This is a genomic window from Ligilactobacillus faecis, assembly GCF_029889745.1.
Taxonomy (GTDB): Bacteria; Bacillota; Bacilli; order Lactobacillales; family Lactobacillaceae; genus Ligilactobacillus; species Ligilactobacillus faecis.
The window spans coordinates 1,692,830-1,707,287 of sequence record NZ_CP123639.1; the positions used below are offsets into that span (position 1 = coordinate 1,692,830).

Below are 14,458 nucleotides of genomic sequence, written 5' to 3' on the forward strand. Positions count from 1 at the left end.
AAAATGGTCAATGTACGCATCTATGTAACTTATAAAGAATCTGTTTTTGATCCTCAAGGTGACACGATCAAACAAGCGATCCAAGGTCTTGGACATACTGAAGTTTTAGATGTCAAAGTAGGCAAGTTCTTTGACGTGACACTTGATCCGACGCAAAAAGAACTAGCTCAGGCTGTTAAAGAGATCGCCGAAGAACTTTTAGTTAATTTCAATCTTGAAACTTACAAATATGAAGTGATGGAGGAAACAAAATGAAACTTGCAGTCGTTGTTTTCCCAGGGTCAAACTGCGATGTTGATCTTTACGAAGCGCTGCGTTTGTTTCCAACAGTCAAAGTTGAATACGTATCGCATAAATGTGCCGATCTGAGCGGGTTTGATGGGGTTTTGTTACCTGGCGGTTTTTCGTATGGCGATTACCTACGCTGTGGGGCTATCGCACGTTTTTCCAAGATCATGCCAGAGATCGTTCGGATGGCAAATGAAGGGAAACCTGTTTTTGGAACATGCAATGGCTTTCAGATCTTGACTGAGGCTGGCTTGTTACCAGGTGCTTTGAAGCAAAATGATAGTTTGAAGTTTGTTTGTAAGACAGTAGCTGTGCGGGTCGAAAATAATAAAACGCCGTTTACGACGCGTTACCAAAAAGACGAAGTGATCGCTTTACCGATCGCCCATGCTGATGGTAGTTATTTTGCTGATGAAGAAACGTTAGCTCAGCTTGAGGCAAATGGCCAGGTCGTCTTTCGCTATGCTGATGAGAACCCTAATGGCAGTTTACATGATATCGCCGGGATCTGTAATGAAAAAGGTAACGTTTTAGGGCTTATGCCCCACCCTGAACGTGCGGTCGAAGCTTTATTAGGTAATGAAGATGGGCGGCGTGTTTTTGAATCATTATTAGAATACGGTACAGTCAAAACGGAGGAAAAATAATGGCAGAATTGACACCACAAGAGATCAAGGAGCAAAAACCATACCTTGAATGGGGCTTAACGCAAAAAGAATACGACTATATTTGCGCTAAATTGCTCAAACGCCTCCCAAATTATACTGAAACAGGGCTTTTTGCCGTGATGTGGAGCGAACATTGTTCTTATAAAAAATCAAAGCCAGTTTTGCGTCTCTTTCCTAACAAAAACGCACGTGTGCTCCAAGGCCCTGGTGAAGGAGCTGGGATCGTTGACATCGGTGATGGACAAGCGGTCGTTTTTAAAGCTGAAAGTCATAATCATCCTTCAGCCGTCGAACCTTATGAAGGAGCTGCGACTGGTGTTGGGGGCATTTTACGCGATATCTTCAGCATGGGTGCTCGTCCGATCGCTTCGCTCGATTCTTTACACTTTGGAGAATTGACTGACGCACGCACACGTTATTTGATCGACGGTGTTGTTTCAGGGATCGGTGGTTACGGGAATTGTATGGGGATCCCGACCGTTGGGGGTGAGATCACCTTTGATGAATGTTATCGTGGCAACTGTTTAGTTAACGCGATGAGCGTAGGTCTGATGGATCAAAAAGATATGCAAAAAGGTCGGGCTGCTGGTGTTGGCAACGCAGTGATCTATGTCGGAGCCAAAACAGGGCGCGATGGGATCCACGGAGCAACATTTGCTTCTAGCGATTTTAGTGATGAAAAAGAAACGCAACGCTCAGCCGTGCAAGTCGGTGATCCGTTCATGGAAAAACTTTTGTTAGAAGCGTGCTTAAAATTGACACATGAACATGCTGATTGGTTAGTGGGGATCCAAGATATGGGGGCCGCTGGGATCGCTTCTTCTTCATGTGAAATGGCATCTAAAGCTGGTAGTGGCTTAGTTTTAGAACTTGATGAAGTTCCACAACGTGAAAGTCATATGTCAGCGTATGAGATCATGCTCTCAGAATCACAAGAACGGATGCTACTTTGTGTGCATAAGGGACATGAAGCTGATGTTATCAAACTATTTAAAGATTTTGATTTAGAAGCAGTTGTGATCGGTCGGGTGACTGATGACGGACGTTATGTTTTGCGCCACCAAGGACAAGTCGTGACAGATATTCCTGTTTCGACTTTAACAGATGATGTTTTAGAAGAACCTAGCGAAGAACGCGAGCCCTTGCGTCTACAAGAAGCTCGTAAAAAAGCGCCTTATCGCCCTGAAATAACCGATCCTAAGCAAACGCTCTTAGATCTTTTAGCTCAACCAACGATCGCTTCAAAAGAGATGTTTACGCAAACTTATGACTCACAAGTTCGAACAAGTACTGTTGTTGGACCGGGGAGTGATGCTGGCGTCGTCCGGATCCGCGGAACAAAAAAAGCTTTAGCGATGACGACTGATGGCAATGGACGTTTCGTTTATCTTGATCCAAAGATCGGTGGGCAGATGGCAGTAACTGAAGCGTGTGCTAACATCATCTCAAGTGGGGCGTTGCCTTTAGCGATGACAGACTGTTTGAACTATGGAGATCCAAACGATCCAGAGATCTATTATGAGTTGCATCAGTCAGTTGCAGGTATGGCACAAGCATGTGAGATCTTTGATACCCCAGTGATCTCAGGAAATGTCTCGCTTTATAATGAAAATAATGGGGAAGCGATCTATGGAACTCCGATGGTCGGTATGGTCGGTCTGATCGCAGATACTAAGCATATTATCCAAGCAACAGCTAAAAATGCGGGTGAACTTTTGTATCTTGTGGGCCCACAGACGAAAGCTGATTTTGCAGGAAGTGAGTTACAAAAGATGTTGACAGGCAAGATCTCTGGAACATTGGCGCCACTAGATCTCAAGCGGCTTGCTCAAACATTTACTAACTTACATCAGGCGATGAAGCAAGGGTTAGTGACAAGTAGTCATGATGCAAGCGAAGGCGGGCTTGGTGTATGTTTAGCAGAATTATTCTTTAAGACTGAATTAGGGGCAAAAGTCAAATTTGATTTTTCAGCCGCTGAACTATTTAGTGAGACGGCCGGACGTTTTTTAGTCACAGTTGCTAAAAAAGATCAACAGGCGTTTGAAACACTATTGGGCAAAGCTCAAGTTTTAGTCGGTGAAGTTACTACGACAAAAGAGCTTGATGTCACAGTCGCTGAAACGCACTTTACGGTTCCAGTCGCTACAGCACAAAAAGTATGGGAGGAAGCGATACCTTGTCTTATGAGATCAAAGGCTTAAATGAAGAGTGTGGTGTTTTTGGTGTCTTTGGAACTAAAAACGCTGAACAATTGACGTATTTTGGCTTACACAGCCTCCAACATCGTGGGCAAGAAGGAGCTGGGATCGTTTCAAGTGATGGGACGACTTTAAAGCAATTTCGCAATAAAGGTCTTTTAGCTGAAGTTTTTGCTAATGAAGCAGATCTAAATGCTTTAGCTGGGACAGCGGCGATCGGACATGTACGGTATGGGACGAGTGGCAATGATTCGCTCAATAATCTCCAACCATTTTTATTTGAATTTTACGATGGGCAAGTTGCGTTAGCACATAATGGTAATTTGACGAATGCTAGAGCGTTGCGCAAAAAGCTTGAATGTGCCGGAGCTGTTTTTCAGTCTAATTCAGATACTGAGATCTTGATCCATTTGATCCGCCAAAAACATGAGCTCTCTTTCAAAGAAGCACTCAAAGCAAGTTTGAACGAAGTACATGGTGGCTTTGCTTTTGTTTTGTTACAAAATGAACGTTTGTACGCGGCACTTGATCCGCACGGTTTTCGTCCGCTTTGTATCGGGCAACTCAAAAATGGGGCGTACGTCGTTGCAAGTGAAACATGTGCCTTAGATATGTTGGGAGCCAAATTTGTTCGTGATGTTTTACCAGGTGAGCTGATCACGATCGATCATTCTGGGATGACAGTCGAACATTATACTGATCAGACTCAGTTGGCACTTTGCTCGATGGAATTTATCTATTTTGCGCGTCCAGATTCGATCATTCACGGAGTCAATGTGCATAACGCCCGCAAACAAATGGGACGCTTGCTTGCCAAAGAATGCCCTGTTCAAGCTGATATCGTGATCGGTGTGCCCAACTCTTCTTTGTCAGCAGCGTCTGGTTTTGCCGAAGAGGCAGGCTTACCGTATGAAATGGGTCTGATCAAGAGTCAATATGTTGCGCGAACCTTTATCCAACCAACCCAAGAATTGCGTGAGCGGGGCGTTAAACTTAAGTTATCTGCTGTTCGGGGCGTTGTTGAAGGCAAGAGCGTGGCGATCGTTGATGATTCGATCGTGCGGGGAACGACCTCTAAGCAGATCGTCAAACTTTTAAAAGAAGCAGGTGCAAAAGAAGTCCATATGCGGATCGCTTCACCACCTTTGAAATTTCCGTGTTTTTATGGAATCGATATCTCGACGCGCTCAGAATTGATCGCAGCTGAAAAGAGTGTCGCTGAGATAAAAGATTTGATCGGGGCGGATTCGCTTGGCTTTTTGAGTATTGAAAGTTTGATCGCTGCGATCGCTTTACCAGATGGTCAAACTGTCCCAAATGGTGGCTTGACTGTAGCGTACTTTGACGGAAATTATCCAACACCACTGTATGATTATGAAGCTAGTTATCGCGCTTCACTTGCACAACAACAAGAAAGGAAAGGGTAAGATGAGTCGATATCAAGAAGCTGGCGTTGATGTGACTGCTGGCTATGAAATGGTCGATCAGATCAAAGCAGATGTTGCAAAAACTAAGAGACCAGGAGTTTTAGGAGCGCTAGGCAGTTTTGGTGGTCTGTTTGATCTAGGTTCGTTAAATTATAAGCACCCCGTCTTAGTTTCAGGGACTGACGGGGTCGGGACCAAACTTTTGATCGCTCAAAAAGCAGCTAAACATACAACGATCGGGATCGATTGTGTGGCGATGTGTGTCAATGATATTTTAGCTCAAGGGGCTGAACCGCTCTATTTTCTAGATTATATCGCGACTGGAAAAAACCTCCCTCAAAAGATGGCTCAGATCGTTTCTGGGGTCGCAACTGGCTGTAAAGAAGCAAATGCCGCTCTACTTGGGGGTGAGACTGCTGAAATGCCAGATATGTATGCTTCAGATGAGTATGATCTAGCTGGGTTTGCTGTTGGTGTTGTTGAAAAAGAACAACTTTTAGATGAGACAAAACCTAAAGCCGGGATGGTCTTACTAGGTCTACCTTCAAGTGGTCTACACTCAAATGGCTATTCATTAGTACGCCAGATCTTATTTAAAGATCACAAGCTTGCTTTAACTGAGACCCCAGCTGAATTAGGCGGACAAAACTTAGCTGAAGCCTTACTAGAACCAACACGGATCTACGTTAAAGCTGTGTTGCCTCTGCTCAAAAAAGGTCTGGTAGCTGGGATCAGTCATATCACAGGTGGTGGGTTATATGAAAATCTTCCGCGGATGTATGCTGATGATCTTCAAGCGCAACTTGATTATACAACTTGGGAAAAACCTGCGATCTTTGATTATTTGGCCCAAATGGGTGGATTGACGCTACAAGATAGTCTAGAGACGTTCAATATGGGGTTGGGTTTAGTTTTAGCAATTGCTCCAGCTGATCTGGCTGAAGTTAAAGCTCTCTTGACTGCACAAAATGAACGTTATTTTGAGATCGGAAAATTAGTTGCACGTCCAGCTGATGAAGCTAAATTGATCATTGATAAGGTGGGAGAAACATGCGAGTAGCGATCTTTGCCTCTGGGAATGGCAGTAATTTTGAAGTTTTAGCAAAGCATTTTGCCAAAGGCGAATTTAACGCCGAACTAGCCTTAGTTTTTTGCGATCACCCTGAAGCTTTTGTCCTTGAACGCGCCAAGCGGTTGCAGATCCCAGCTGCGACTTTCACAGTCAAAGAATGTCATGGTAAAGAGGCGTATGAAAAACGGTTATTAGCACTTTTACAGGCTAAAAAGATCGATTTTATCGTTTTAGCAGGTTATATGCGGATCTTAGGGCAAGAGATCGTTTGTGCTTACGATAAAAAGATCGTCAATCTACATCCAGCTTATTTACCTGAATATCAAGGATTGCATGCGATCGAGCGGGCCTTTTTAGATCATGAACGGACCGGTAAAGATCAGACGGGAGTAACGATCCATTATGTTGATACTGGTCTTGATACTGGGCCGGTGATCTTACAACAAAAAGTACCGATCTATCCAGATGATACGCTTGCGACGCTTGAAGCAAGGATCCACGCAGTCGAACACGAACTTTACCCTAAAGCATTGAGCCAGATATTATAGAGGAGGATTTTTTCTTGAAACGAGCATTGATCAGTCTTTCAGATAAAACAGGTATTGTAGAATTTGCTAAAGGTCTTGTGGCCCAAGGTTTTGAACTCATTTCAACAGGAGGAACGAAAAAAGTTCTAGAAGAGGCAGGTTTAGCCCCTTTAGCAGTCGAAGAAGTGACCGATTTTCCTGAGATCTTAGATGGGCGGGTCAAAACTTTGAACCCCTATATCCATGGAGGATTGTTAGGACGTCGTGATCTAAAAGAACATGTTGAAACGATGGAAAAATTAGGGATCCAGCCGATCGATCTTGTTTGTGTCAATTTATATCCTTTCAAAGAGACGATCACAGATCCAACAAAAAAATTAGCTGATGCGATCGAAAATATCGATATCGGTGGACCAAGTATGTTGCGCTCAGCAGCTAAAAACTTTAACGATGTCACAGTCGTCGTTGATCCAGCCGATCATGCAAAAGTTTTAGCTGAATTGCAAGCCACAGGTCAAACTTCCTTAGCGACGCGAAAAGCTTTAGCTGCAAAAGCTTTTCGCCATACGGCAGCTTATGATGCTTTGATCGCTCAGTATTTGAGTCAAACAGAAGATGCAGTAGCTGAGTTGACGTTGACTTATGAATTAGAAGAACCAATGCGCTATGGGGAAAATTCACATCAAAAAGCATGGTTTTACCGCGATGCTTTGCCAAAAGCTTACGCAGTCACAGCTGCTAAACAATTGCACGGGAAGCAACTTTCATATAATAATATCAAAGATGCTGATGCAGCTTTGCGGATCGCACGCGAATTTACAGAACCGACGGTCGTTGCTTTGAAACACATGAATCCGTGTGGGATCGGACAAGCACAGACTTTAGAAGAAGCTTGGGATCTAGCCTATGCAGCTGATCCGATCTCGATCTTTGGCGGGATCATCGTCTTGAATCGTGTCGTTGATGCTAAGACTGCCGCTAAAATGCATAAATTATTTTTAGAGATCATCATCGCGCCTGGATTTACACCAGAAGCTTTAGCGATCTTGACACAAAAGAAGAATTTACGTTTGTTAGAGCTTGATTTTAGCCAAAAAGATGAGACGCCGGCTTATGAAACAGTTTCTGTCATGGGGGGCTTATTAGTTCAAGAACAAGATATGACATTAGAGGATCCAACAACTTGGCAAGTCGTGACTAAAAAAGCTCCAACAAAAGAACAGTTACGGTCATTAGAACTAGCTTTGAAAGCAGTTAAACATACTAAATCAAATGCGATCGTGATCGCAAATGAGAAGCAGACGTTAGGTATCGGAGCTGGACAACCAAATCGGATCGATTCGACTAAGATCGCAGTTGCACATGCTAAAGAAAAGATCGATGACACGGTCGGCTTAGCTTCAGATGCTTTCTTCCCGATGGATGATTGTGTAGAGTATGCTGCTCAAAATGGGATCAAGGCGATCATTCAGCCTGGTGGTTCGATCAGAGACGAAGATTCGATCAAAATGGCAGATAAATATGGGATCGCGATGGTCACAACAGGAATCAGACATTTTAGACACTAAAGCGCAACAGAAGCGAGGATAAGAGCAAGAAATGAAAGATAAACAAAAATTACTTGTGATCGGCTCAGGAGGACGTGAACATGCGATCGCTAAAAAATTATTAGCGAGTCCACATGTGGCCCAAGTTTTTTGTGCCCCAGGAAACCCGGGGATGGTCGAAGATGGGATCGTAACTTTAGGGATCTCGGAACTTGATTTTGAGGCGTTGAAAGGCTTTTGTTATGAAGAAGAGATCGACTGGACTTTTGTTGGCCCTGAAAATGCTCTCGTAGCTGGGATCGTCGACTCATTTGAAGCTGATGGTTTTAAGATCTTTGGCCCAGACAAAAGAGCTGCTAAGCTCGAGGGCTCGAAAGATTTCGCAATGCGGTTCATGAATAAGCATGCGATCCCAACGGCACGTTTTGAAACTTATCAAAGTTCTGAAACAGCGCTTGCCGGCTTGGCTCATTTTACAGAACCAGTGGTGATCAAAGCTGATGGTTTAGCTGCTGGAAAGGGAGTCGTGATCGCTACAACAAAGGCTGACGCTGAAAAAGAGATCGCTTTGATGTTTAAAAAAGGACAAAAGCAGATCGTTTTATCAGAATTTTTAGCAGGTCCAGAGTATTCATTATTTGTCGTTGTCGGAAAAAATGGACATCGGATCTTGCCGCTTGCACAGGATCATAAGCGGGCTTTAGATGATGACAAAGGTGCAAATACAGGGGGAATGGGGGCATATAGTCCGTTGCCCCAGTTAGCCCAAGCAGATTATGAAAAAATGGTCACTGAAGTCGTTGAACCAACGATCGCTGGTTTAAGAGCTGAAGATTTCAATTATTGTGGGATCTTGTATATTGGATTGATCTTGACTAAAACGGGGCCAAAAGTCATCGAGTACAATGTGCGTCTAGGTGATCCTGAGACGCAAGTCGTTTTACCACGAGTTGAAAATGATCTAGCTCTCTTAGTTGAAAAAGCACTTTCAGGTGAAACTTTACCAGAGATCAAAGTTTCACAAGAGGCTTGTATCGGTGTCGTTATCGCAGCTGAAGGCTATCCAGGACAGTATGAGACGGGGCAAGTCTTACCGACATTTACAGAAACCGAACAGTTGAGTTTTGACTATGCGAATGTGGCGGAAAAAGAACACGAGTTGATCGGAAATGGTGGTCGGATCGTAACAGTGCTTGCAAAGGCTGAAACGCTTGCTAAAGCCCAAGCAGAAGTCTACGCTTTTTTAGCGACTAAAGAACTTACTGGTTGCTATTATCGGCATGATATCGGGACTAAGGCTACACAAAAAAAATATTGAGTTTATAAAGTAGTAGAGTACCTATCTGGTTTGAGGTAGGTACTTTTTAGTCTGCGCCCAAAAAGTGTAATGAGTAGTCGGTCAGACATTTTTGTGATAATATCACTTATCATATAAACTTTTTGGGGGGCTCAAATAGTTACGATGTCAAACTTTATGTATCAGGCGTTTAGCGAAGTTGCTAAGCAAAAAGCTTTTATCACGGCAGCTAAGACTTTGAATGTCACGCCATCTGCGATCAGTCATTCGATCAACGGTCTCGAAAAAGAACTGGGATTTGCGCTATTTTTCCGCAATCGCAATGGAGTTCAATTGACTTCGGCAGGGGAAAAAATTTTGCCGATCGTACGTGAGATCTTGAATACCGAAGATAAGCTCACTGAAGAAGCGGCTCAGATCAAAGGGCTCAACCAAGGTCATTTGCGGATCGGGGCATTTAGCAGTGTTTGTATCAATTGGCTGCCTGACTTGATCAATTCATTCAAAAAAAGTTATCCGCAGATCGAAGTGACTGTCATGCAGGGTAATTTCAATGAAGTTGTCGAACAAGTCAAATTAGGTGAACTCGATGTTGGTTTTTCGGCGCTACCGATCAAGGAAAATCTTGAGATCTTACCGTTATATCGCGACCGGATCTATTGTGTCGCACCTAAAGGTTTTGTGCCGGAAAATAAACAGACGGTCGTCCCCAAAGATGTTTCAGACAAACCTTTTATTTTGCAAGCGATCGATTATGATCGCGATACTAAACAAGCTCTCGATGATTATTCAGTCAAAACGATTCAATACAGTATCGATGATGCCTCGATCATTGCGATGGTCGAAGCCGGATTAGGGCTAGGGATCTTACCAGAATTAGCTTTACAAAAGCTTTCAGGGAATGTTGTTTTTTATCCATTTGAAGAAGAATATTACCGTACGATCGCCTTGGTGACGCATGCCAAATCACAACAGACGCCTTCAACGCAAGCCTTTGTGACTTTATTACAAGAATACTTGTGCAAACGCTATGGATAGTTTGGAATAGTTTAACAGAGTATCTAAAATTATTAAATTAAGTAATATTTAGGGTATTTACTTGCAACCGTGGCTAAAGTTTGGTAGTATTCATAGGACATTGCCAATCAAGGTAGGTGAATCATCAATGGAAACGAAATTAAAAGTTGGCGACAAAGTAACATGTGACAAGTTTGCTTCGTTAACACATGATTTTGTCGGCACGATCGAAAAAATATATGAAAATTCTGCTGTCGTTGAGATCATCGAACATCACAAAGATGATAATATCGTTGTCAGTGACTTTCATGATCGCGCTGTAGTAGCGTTAGATCACATGAAAAAAGTTTCTGCTTAAAAAAATCACAAAAAATGATGACAAGCATATTTAGATGTGCTATAATCATTTTTGTTGATGCGGGTGTAGTTTAGTGGTAAAATCCCAGCTTCCCAAGCTGATGTCGCGAGTTCGATTCTCGTCACCCGCTTAACTGAGCATCTTTGGCTTCTAGCTAGAGATGTTTTTTAATTTAATAATCAAAACTCGATGATAAAAGAGGAGTAGCTAGCCGAAGCGTTCAGCGAGTCTGGGAGGGTGGAAGCCAGATCGGAGAAGTTAGTGAAGCGCGCTTTTTAGAGTTGTTTTATCAAAGTGGATCAAGATATCAAGTAGAGTGGTACCGCGGGAATTTCTCGTCTCTTGCATTAAGCAAGGGATGTTTTTTTATTTAGGAGGAAAATATGAAAGATTACAAACAACAAGTTGCAGATGCTGTTTATCAAGCGATCGATGGTCAATTGAGCGTAGATGAGATCGCCCAAAAGATCGAACGCCCGAAAGATCTAAAGCTAGGCGACTATGCTTTTCCAGCTTTTGTTTTAGCTAAAGTTTTGCGCAAAGCACCGCAGATGATCGCAAAAGAATTAGTAGAAAAGATCGATCAAACAGGTTTTGAAAAAGTTGAAGCAGTCGGTCCTTACATCAACTTCTTCTTAGATAAAGAATTAGTCAGCCAAGAGATCTTAGCTGAAGTTTTGGCCGAAAAAGAACACTTCGGAGATAAAACGACAGGAAACAAACGTCAAGTACCGATCGACATGTCTTCACCTAATATCGCTAAACCGATGTCGATGGGCCACTTGCGTTCAACTGTGATCGGTAATTCGATCGCTTTATTGATGGAAAAATCAGGTTATCAGCCAGTTAAGATCAACCACTTAGGTGATTGGGGCACACAATTTGGCAAATTGATGCGTGCTTATGAACTTTGGGGCAGTGAAGAAGAGGTCAAAAACGATCCGATCAATGCTTTATTAGGTTATTACGTCCGTTTCCATAAAGAAGACGTGGAAAACCCAGAATTAGACGATGAAGCCCGCGAATGGTTCCGGCGTCTAGAAGCTGGTGATGAAGAAGCGACTCGTCTTTGGAAATGGTTTAGAGAAGAATCACTCAAAGCTTTCACGACCGTTTACGACCGTTTAGGGATCGAGTTTGATTCATATAACGGCGAAGCTTTCTACAACGACAAGATGGATGAAGTCGTTGAGATCTTGGAAGAAAAAGGTCTCTTAAAAGAAAGTCAAGGGGCTCAGATCGTTGACCTTTCAGAATATGATCTCAATCCAGCTTTGATCAAGAAAACTGATGGGGCAACGCTTTACATCACGCGTGACTTGGCGGCTGCGATCTATCGGAAACGCACTTACGATTTTGCTCAATCACTTTATGTCGTTGGTAACGAACAATCAAACCACTTCAAACAATTAAAAGCAGTCTTAAAAGAGATGGGTTATGACTGGTCAGATGATATTCACCACATCCCATTTGGTTTGATCACTCAAGGTGGGAAGAAGCTTTCAACGCGTTCTGGCCGTGTGATCTTGCTTGAAAAAGTTTTAGACGATGCAGTCGCTTTGGCTAAAGAACAGATCGAAGCTAAAAACCCAACCTTAGCTGATAAAGAAGCTGTAGCGGAAGCGGTTGGGACTGGCGCTGTTGTTTTCCACGATCTTAAAAATGAACGTTTGAACAACTTTGACTTTGACCTTGAAGAAGTCGTGCGCTTTGAAGGTGAAACTGGGCCATACGTTCAATACTCACATGCTCGTGCCATGAGTATTTTACGGAAAGCGCAAAAAACAGTCGATCCGGCCGAGATCTCAGGTCTATCAGATCCAAATGCTTGGGAAACAGTTCGCTTATTAGGTGAATTCCCAGAAACGATCGCCCGGGCAGTTGCTGAATACGAACCTTCAGTCATCGCAAAATATGCGATCCATTTGGCAAAAGCTTTCAATAAGTACTATGCGCATTCAAAGATCTTAGTTGAAGACGACCAACTAGAAGCGCGTTTAGCTTTAGTTCAAAGTGTAGCTGTAGTTTTGAAAGAAGCATTACGACTTTTAGGTGTCAAAGCTCCAGACGAAATGTAAGAAAAAGTTCTACGAGGTCGAGACTTCGTAGAACTTTTTAGCACTAACGGTAAAATTGACTGTTAATGTTGAAACACATATAATTAATAATTAGGAAATAGCAAGAAAGTAGGAAAAGCTAAATGGATTTTGAAAAAATGGCGGAGCGACAAAAGCATATCCGTAACTTTTCGATCGTAGCGCATATCGACCACGGAAAATCAACTTTAGCTGATCGGATCTTAGAATTGACCGATACTGTCTCCAAACGTGAGATGCAAGATCAGTTACTAGATTCGATGGATCTTGAACGTGAACGTGGGATCACGATCAAGCTCAATGCAGTTGAATTACATTATCACGCTAAAGACGGTGAGACTTATATCTTCCACTTGATCGACACTCCAGGACACGTCGATTTCTCATATGAAGTTTCTCGTTCTTTAGCTGCTTGTGAAGGTGCAGTCTTAGTCGTCGATGCAGCTCAAGGGATCGAAGCACAGACGTTAGCTAACGTTTATTTAGCCTTAGATGATGACTTAGAGATCGTGCCTGTGATCAATAAGATCGACCTTCCTTCGGCAGAACCAGAACGTGTACGCCAAGAGATCGAAGATGTGATCGGACTAGATGCTTCAGATGCCGTCTTAGCGTCAGCTAAAAACGGGATCGGGATCGAAGAGATGCTCGAACAGATCGTCCAAAAAGTGCCTGCCCCAACAGGTGATCTCAAAGCACCATTAAAGGCGTTGATCTTTGATTCGGTCTACGATGATTATCGGGGGGTTGTTTTGAGCATCCGTGTTTATGACGGAACAGTCAAACCAGGCGACAAGATCCGTTTGATGAACAGCGGGGCCGAATACGAAGTCGTTGAAGTCGGGGTCAATTCACCTAAGCCGATCAAACGTGAGATGTTGATGGCAGGGGATGTTGGCTATTTGACAGCAAGTATCAAAGATATCCAAGATACACGGGTCGGGGATACGTTGACGAACGCTCTTGATCCAACACCAAAAGCTTTAGCAGGTTACCGGGAGATGAGTCCGATGGTCTATTCTGGACTTTATCCAACTGATAACGGCAAGTATAACGATCTGCGCGAAGCATTAGAAAAATTGAAGTTAAATGATGCTGCGCTCGAATTTGAACCAGAAACTTCGCAAGCGTTAGGCTTTGGGTTTAGATGTGGGTTCTTAGGACTCTTGCATATGGATGTCGTGCAAGAACGACTTGAACGTGAATTTGGGATGGAACTGATCACAACGGCACCCTCGGTCACGTATGATGTTGAATTGACAGATGGTTCACATGTCAACGTTTCAAACCCATCTGAGATGCCAGATGTCCCAACGATCAAACAGATCAACGAGCCTTACGTCAAAGCTGAGATCATGGTCCCAAGTGACTATGTTGGAGCGGTGATGGAGCTTTGCCAAGCTAAACGGGGAAATTTCATCACAATGGATTATTTAGATGATTACCGGGTCAATGTGATCTACGAGATGCCTTTATCAGAGATCATCTTTGATTTCTTTGATAAGTTAAAATCAAGTACACGTGGTTATGCCTCGCTTGATTATGAATTGGACGGGACTCGTCCAAGTGATCTAGTGAAGATCGATATCTTGTTGAACGGTGATAAAGTCGATGCATTGAGCTTTATCTCGCACCGACAATTTGCCCAACAACGTGCACGGGTGATCACCGATAAGCTCAAGACGATCATCCCACGGCAAAACTTCGAGATCCCGATCCAAGCTGCGATCGGAGCAAAGATCATTTCACGAACAAATATCAAGGCTTACCGCAAAGATGTTACGGCGCGGATCCATACTGGTGATCCGGACCGCCGGGCTAAGCTGTTAGATAAGCAAAAACGAGGTAAGAAGCGAATGAAAGCTGTTGGACGCGTTGTCGTACCGCAAGATGCTTTCATGGCTGTTTTGAAGACAGACGAAGAAGTAAAATAAGAAATTTCTCTAAACACTTCCTATAT

At 43.2% G+C, this 14,458-nt stretch carries 12 protein-coding genes and 1 tRNA gene; all 13 read left to right on the forward strand.

The genetic code is table 11. The features are described from left to right. The first annotated feature begins 3 nt into the window (after positions 1 to 3). The 13 genes from purS to lepA all read left to right on the forward strand — a co-directional run bounded on the left by purS (position 4) and on the right by lepA (position 14,432). Complete coding sequence (gene purS / locus QFX10_RS07680) at positions 4 to 255, forward strand: phosphoribosylformylglycinamidine synthase subunit PurS (protein ID WP_280605658.1); 252 nt, start codon at positions 4 to 6, stop codon at positions 253 to 255. Continuing rightward, entirely contained in the window at positions 252 to 935 is a 684-nt protein-coding gene (purQ, locus tag QFX10_RS07685) for a phosphoribosylformylglycinamidine synthase subunit PurQ (protein WP_280605659.1), read from the forward strand. Before purS ends, purQ begins: the two co-directional genes overlap by 4 nt. After that, a complete protein-coding gene (gene purL, locus QFX10_RS07690) occupies positions 935 to 3,160 on the forward strand; it encodes a phosphoribosylformylglycinamidine synthase subunit PurL (protein ID WP_437178587.1) in 2,226 nt (741 codons plus the stop codon). Before purQ ends, purL begins: the two co-directional genes overlap by 1 nt. Further along, a complete protein-coding gene (gene purF, locus QFX10_RS07695) occupies positions 3,136 to 4,584 on the forward strand; it encodes an amidophosphoribosyltransferase (RefSeq protein ID WP_280605660.1) in 1,449 nt (482 codons plus the stop codon). The genes purL and purF overlap by 25 nt, the downstream gene beginning before the upstream one ends. A 1-nt stretch (position 4,585) precedes the next feature. Further along, complete coding sequence (purM, locus tag QFX10_RS07700) at positions 4,586 to 5,644, forward strand: phosphoribosylformylglycinamidine cyclo-ligase (protein ID WP_280605661.1); 1,059 nt, start codon at positions 4,586 to 4,588, stop codon at positions 5,642 to 5,644. Further along, on the forward strand, positions 5,635 to 6,204 hold the full coding sequence (gene purN, locus QFX10_RS07705) for a phosphoribosylglycinamide formyltransferase (RefSeq protein WP_280605662.1): 570 nt from the start codon (positions 5,635 to 5,637) through the stop codon (positions 6,202 to 6,204). The genes purM and purN overlap by 10 nt, the downstream gene beginning before the upstream one ends. 14 nt (positions 6,205 to 6,218) lie before the next feature. Beyond that, positions 6,219 to 7,751, forward strand: coding sequence for a bifunctional phosphoribosylaminoimidazolecarboxamide formyltransferase/IMP cyclohydrolase (purH, locus tag QFX10_RS07710; protein ID WP_280605663.1), 1,533 nt, complete (start codon positions 6,219 to 6,221; stop codon positions 7,749 to 7,751). A gap of 31 nt (positions 7,752 to 7,782) precedes the next feature. Further along, positions 7,783 to 9,048: a phosphoribosylamine--glycine ligase gene (gene purD, locus QFX10_RS07715; RefSeq protein ID WP_280605664.1), complete on the forward strand. Its 1,266-nt coding sequence runs from the start codon at positions 7,783 to 7,785 to the stop codon at positions 9,046 to 9,048. Between the two features lie 144 nt (positions 9,049 to 9,192). Beyond that, the gene (locus QFX10_RS07720) at positions 9,193 to 10,065 is read left to right on the forward strand and encodes a LysR family transcriptional regulator (RefSeq protein WP_280605665.1); all 873 of its coding nucleotides are present in this window, start codon (positions 9,193 to 9,195) and stop codon (positions 10,063 to 10,065) included. A 127-nt stretch (positions 10,066 to 10,192) separates the two neighbouring features. Beyond that, positions 10,193 to 10,402 carry a DUF2187 domain-containing protein gene (locus tag QFX10_RS07725; protein WP_280605666.1) on the forward strand — a complete coding sequence of 70 codons (210 nt, stop codon included), beginning with the start codon at positions 10,193 to 10,195 and terminating at the stop codon, positions 10,400 to 10,402. A 59-nt stretch (positions 10,403 to 10,461) separates the two neighbouring features. After that, a tRNA-Gly gene (locus tag QFX10_RS07730) sits at positions 10,462 to 10,532 on the forward strand. A 253-nt stretch (positions 10,533 to 10,785) separates the two neighbouring features. After that, entirely contained in the window at positions 10,786 to 12,480 is a 1,695-nt protein-coding gene (gene argS / locus QFX10_RS07735) for an arginine--tRNA ligase (protein WP_280605667.1), read from the forward strand. Between the two features lie 122 nt (positions 12,481 to 12,602). After that, positions 12,603 to 14,432 (forward strand): translation elongation factor 4, encoded by a 1,830-nt coding sequence (gene lepA / locus QFX10_RS07740; RefSeq protein WP_280605668.1) that lies wholly within the window; start codon positions 12,603 to 12,605, stop codon positions 14,430 to 14,432. Positions 14,433 to 14,458: the final 26 nt, after the last annotated feature.

What these genes read in the sequence shown, in the direction of transcription:
- argS (WP_280605667.1), top strand. Translation starts at nt 10,786, where the DNA reads ATGAAAGATTACAAACAACAAGTTGCAGATGCTGTTTATCAAGCGATC.
- QFX10_RS07720 (WP_280605665.1), top strand. Translation starts at nt 9,193, where the DNA reads ATGTCAAACTTTATGTATCAGGCGTTTAGCGAAGTTGCTAAGCAAAAA.
- purS (WP_280605658.1), top strand. Translation starts at nt 4, where the DNA reads ATGGTCAATGTACGCATCTATGTAACTTATAAAGAATCTGTTTTTGAT.
- lepA (WP_280605668.1), top strand. Translation starts at nt 12,603, where the DNA reads ATGGATTTTGAAAAAATGGCGGAGCGACAAAAGCATATCCGTAACTTT.
- purM (WP_280605661.1), top strand. Translation starts at nt 4,586, where the DNA reads ATGAGTCGATATCAAGAAGCTGGCGTTGATGTGACTGCTGGCTATGAA.
- purN (WP_280605662.1), top strand. Translation starts at nt 5,635, where the DNA reads ATGCGAGTAGCGATCTTTGCCTCTGGGAATGGCAGTAATTTTGAAGTT.
- QFX10_RS07725 (WP_280605666.1), top strand. Translation starts at nt 10,193, where the DNA reads ATGGAAACGAAATTAAAAGTTGGCGACAAAGTAACATGTGACAAGTTT.
- purL (WP_437178587.1), top strand. Translation starts at nt 935, where the DNA reads ATGGCAGAATTGACACCACAAGAGATCAAGGAGCAAAAACCATACCTT.
- purD (WP_280605664.1), top strand. Translation starts at nt 7,783, where the DNA reads ATGAAAGATAAACAAAAATTACTTGTGATCGGCTCAGGAGGACGTGAA.
- purQ (WP_280605659.1), top strand. Translation starts at nt 252, where the DNA reads ATGAAACTTGCAGTCGTTGTTTTCCCAGGGTCAAACTGCGATGTTGAT.